At 66.5% G+C, this 3314-nt stretch carries 6 protein-coding genes; 1 reads left to right on the top strand and 5 read right to left on the bottom strand.

Features of this window, described 5'->3' with window-relative positions; translation table 11 throughout:
- The 5 genes from Q5Y72_RS19540 to Q5Y72_RS19520 form a co-directional block, all read right to left on the bottom strand.
- Window positions 1–597, bottom strand: a 597-nt coding sequence (locus tag Q5Y72_RS19540) for an ATP-binding protein (RefSeq protein WP_305965055.1), incomplete at its 3' end; no start/stop codon positions are given.
- On the bottom strand, window positions 594–1082 hold the full coding sequence (locus Q5Y72_RS19535; RefSeq protein ID WP_305965054.1) for a hypothetical protein: 489 nt from the start codon (window positions 1080–1082) through the stop codon (window positions 594–596). The genes Q5Y72_RS19535 and Q5Y72_RS19540, both read right to left, overlap by 4 nt.
- 26 nt (window positions 1083–1108) lie before the next feature.
- On the bottom strand, window positions 1109–1474 hold the full coding sequence (locus Q5Y72_RS19530; protein ID WP_305965053.1) for a hypothetical protein: 366 nt from the start codon (window positions 1472–1474) through the stop codon (window positions 1109–1111).
- Window positions 1471–1674 (bottom strand): helix-turn-helix transcriptional regulator, encoded by a 204-nt coding sequence (locus Q5Y72_RS19525; RefSeq protein WP_071166986.1) that lies wholly within the window; start codon window positions 1672–1674, stop codon window positions 1471–1473. Before Q5Y72_RS19525 ends, Q5Y72_RS19530 begins: the two co-directional genes overlap by 4 nt.
- 201 nt (window positions 1675–1875) lie before the next feature.
- Window positions 1876–2559, bottom strand: a complete 684-nt coding sequence (locus tag Q5Y72_RS19520; protein WP_305965052.1) for a hypothetical protein — start codon at window positions 2557–2559, stop codon at window positions 1876–1878.
- A gap of 108 nt (window positions 2560–2667) precedes the next feature.
- Between Q5Y72_RS19520 and Q5Y72_RS19515 the strand changes: the two genes are divergently transcribed.
- Window positions 2668–3314, top strand: a 647-nt coding sequence (locus Q5Y72_RS19515; RefSeq protein WP_305965051.1) for a LexA family transcriptional regulator, incomplete at its 3' end; no start/stop codon positions are given.

Genomic DNA, 3314 nt, shown 5'->3' with positions numbered 1-3314 from the left:
GGTCTTCGAGCCGTCGATCTGCGGCTGGAAGATACGCCGGTTGAAGTCGTCGAACTTCTCGTCGAGGATTCCCACGAACCAGACGTTACAGCCCCGGGTGTGCTGGAGGTGGGTCAGCCAGGCGATCATCTCGCGCCCGTGCAACCCGTAGGCCCCGCGCACATCCGGCTTGCCGGTCTTTTCCGACACGGCTTCGGGCTGGCCCTTGCACCATTGGAAGCAGAGCCGCCCCGCCACGGTGATCGAGTCGACGAAGATCGTGTCGTAGCGGTCGAGCGCTGCGGGATCGCCGAACTTCTGGCAGACCGCGGCATGATGCGCCGGGCTGTAGGGCTGTTCATCACGCAGGGCCGGGTTCGGCCCGCCGATGAACACTGCGAAATCCCGACACTCCGCCCATGTGCGCGGCCGGATGCTGTCACCCGGCCAGCCCTCGATGGCCAGATCGCCCGCCTCGAGGTCGATGAACAACGTGCGGGCCGGGTCGAGCGTCCAGAGAAGGCTGGTCTTGCCGATGCCAGACTTGCCGAAGATGCAACCCTTGATGCCGCGCGGCTCGGCCAGCCGCTGGTCGGCGGTGATGATGGGCAGGCTCACGCGCGATCCTCCTGCGGCAGGAGGTCGATCTTCAGCGTGCCGGTCTTGACGGTGCGGGCGGGCTCAAAGCCCTGGCGGATCGCCTCGGGCCAGGCGACATAGGCACGTTCGGGCACCTTGAAGCTGATCTCGACATATTCGGCCGGATCTTCACCCGCAGCGCGGATGCGCTCGACCATTGCGGCGAGCTTCGCCTGGTCCCACTCGACACGCTTCGGCAGGTCGGCGACCACGGTGAAATCGCCATCGACAATGCGGACAGTACCAGTGTCCTTGCCGCAGGCGCGGCGTGCCTCGGCAGCGCGGGCGGCGTAGCGGACCTCGAGCGCGGTGGCAAAGCGCGCGGTGACGGCCTTCATCTGCTTGGCGGCGGCGTCGATCTCGCGCTGCAGGGCGGCCAGAAGCTCGACGGGAAGCTGGGCGATCTCGCCAGCGGGCAGGTTGATCAGCTGATCGATGCTGGGGGTGTTCTGCGGGAACGTCATGGGGGTCTCCATTTGGGCGAATGGGGTCAGGCGGCCTCGAGGAGGCGCACCGAAAGGGAGGGACCGGCCTGGCGCGGCTTGGTCCGGGCGATGGCGATGTAGGCGAACTGGTCGGGGCCGATCCGGGCCTGGACGAGGTGGACAAGGCCCTGCTCGGCGGCGCGCAGTGCGGCCGATGCTACCAGACGCAGGGTGCGCTGCTGTTCAGCAGGCAGCTTCGAGATGACGGAGGTCGCGTCGACCGCGAGAAAGCCGCGGTGGTAGACGAGCGTCTCTCCGGGTGCGGCCTGCGCGATCCAGGCAGAAAGCCCGACCTCGTCGAGCGCTGGTCCAGCCGCACCGAAGATCGACACGACGCCGGTGGCGCGGATGGTGGAGTGCCGGGCTATCATGCCGCGCCCCGATCCGCAGTACTGCGCCGCTGGCGGGCCTGCTCATAGGCCAGCACATCCTCGAGCCGGTAGACCACGCGGCCCCCGATCTTCAGGAACGCCGGGCCCTCGCCGGTCCAGCGCCAGCGCTCAAGGGTGCGCGCCGAAATGCTCCAGCGTGCGGCAAGTTCGGTCTGGTTCAGGCAGGTTCTGGTCTGCATCGTCCTCTCCCGGTGTGTCGTCGGGAGGAAGATGCACGGCGCGATGTGGGGATGTCGTCGGGATCAGAGTGGGATACGGCGAGGGATCGGCCGGACGGCTTCAATCATGGGCTGAATCGCATGCCGGTGGGATCGCCATCCCCCTCCATCCCCCGGCGCATCCCTCAGCGGGGATCCGGTGGGAGCCATCGAGCGTCCGACTCAGACGCCTGCGAGCCGATAGGCCCCGCGGCCGTTCGACTCGATGAGCAGCGGCCAGTCCTTCTTGGACTTGAAGACGTCCGCCATCTTGAGGCTCCGCGACCCGGCCAATGAGAGCACCGCCTTGCCGCTTTGCCACTGCTCGCCCCGCTGAGCGGCCGCGTGCAGGATCCGTACGACTTGCGCCTGGATCGGACCGAGCCGGAACTCCCGGCCATTGCACCGGACGCTGTGGTAATCGGCAGATGCGTGAAACCCGACAGCGGCCTTCAGGCCCGAGGCGCCGCCAAACCCTGTCTCTGCCTCGAAACGGTCGCGTTCTTCGCGCCTTAACACCAGATCCGGCTTGCGGATTTTCAGGCACTCGCGCGAGCCGTAGAAGCAGGCATAGTCCGCCTTCGCTGTCCGGAACCGGGTGATGCTGACCTCGCCAAGGCGGAAGAGCTGGAAGACGTCCTGAACGTGCAGGTCCAGCAGTCCATTGAACAAGGACCGCTCGGTGGGGATCGAGAAGCAGCGGCCATCGTCGGTTTCCTCGAAGTCGCCGAACTCGATAGGCAGGTTGAGGATGCGGACGGACAGACGCAGCTGGTCGTTCTCGGCCAGATAGACCAGATCGACCTCGGGCATCGACCAGCGGGCGAGGACTTCCGGCAGGGTGAAATACGCCTTCTCGATCTCCATCCGGGCCCCCGATTCCCATGCAATCTGTTTGGCTTTTGTTCTAGCCGCTTGACGATCCCAATTCAATCCTGTCATATCCAACTCTATCCACAGCCCCTTGGGGAAAAGATGACTGAACATCACACCCTGGCCGACCGCCTACGGGCCCGCTCCGACCAACTCGGCCTGGCACCGGCCCATGTCGCGGAGATGGCCGGGGTCAACCGCTCCTTCGTCTATGACATCCTGCGCGGCCGCTCCTCGCGCCCCAGCATCGACCGGCTGGCCGACGTCGCCCGCGTGCTGAAGGTGGATCGCGAGTGGCTCATCCACGGTATCGGCGAGATCGAGGGCCCCTCCCCCTTCACCGAGAACCCCGAAGGTACCTTCGTGGCGATCGCGCATGCCACGCCGCGCCCCGCCATGGGCGGTGGCGCCGTGGTGACCGAGGACGGCGACACGCCCGGCCGCGCCTACCACTTCCGCCAGTCGTGGATCCGCCACAAGCTGAAGGCCAGTCCGTCACAACTCCGGATCATGCATGTCGAAGGCGACAGCATGGTCCCGACGCTGCAAGACGGCGATGCCGTACTGGTCGACATGACACGCCAGTTCCCCAGCCCGCCCGGCATTTTCGTCCTCGACGACGGGATGGGCCTCGTGGCCAAGCGCCTCGAGCACATCCCCAACAGCGACCCGCCGGCCGTGCGGGTCATCTCGGACAACCCGCTCTACCCCGCCTACGAGCGCACGGCCGACGAGATCCGCATCATCGG

Source organism: Paracoccus spongiarum (assembly GCF_030732095.1).
Taxonomy (GTDB): domain Bacteria; phylum Pseudomonadota; class Alphaproteobacteria; order Rhodobacterales; family Rhodobacteraceae; genus Paracoccus; species Paracoccus spongiarum.
This window is presented reverse-complemented; position numbering and strand designations above follow the sequence as displayed.

Excerpts from the sequence above, each read along its gene's own strand:
- Q5Y72_RS19535 (WP_305965054.1), bottom strand. The coding sequence starts at position 1,082 with ATGACGTTCCCGCAGAACACCCCCAGCATCGATCAGCTGATCAACCTG.
- Q5Y72_RS19530 (WP_305965053.1), bottom strand. The coding sequence starts at position 1,474 with ATGATAGCCCGGCACTCCACCATCCGCGCCACCGGCGTCGTGTCGATC.
- Q5Y72_RS19525 (WP_071166986.1), bottom strand. The coding sequence starts at position 1,674 with ATGCAGACCAGAACCTGCCTGAACCAGACCGAACTTGCCGCACGCTGG.
- Q5Y72_RS19520 (WP_305965052.1), bottom strand. The coding sequence starts at position 2,559 with ATGGAGATCGAGAAGGCGTATTTCACCCTGCCGGAAGTCCTCGCCCGC.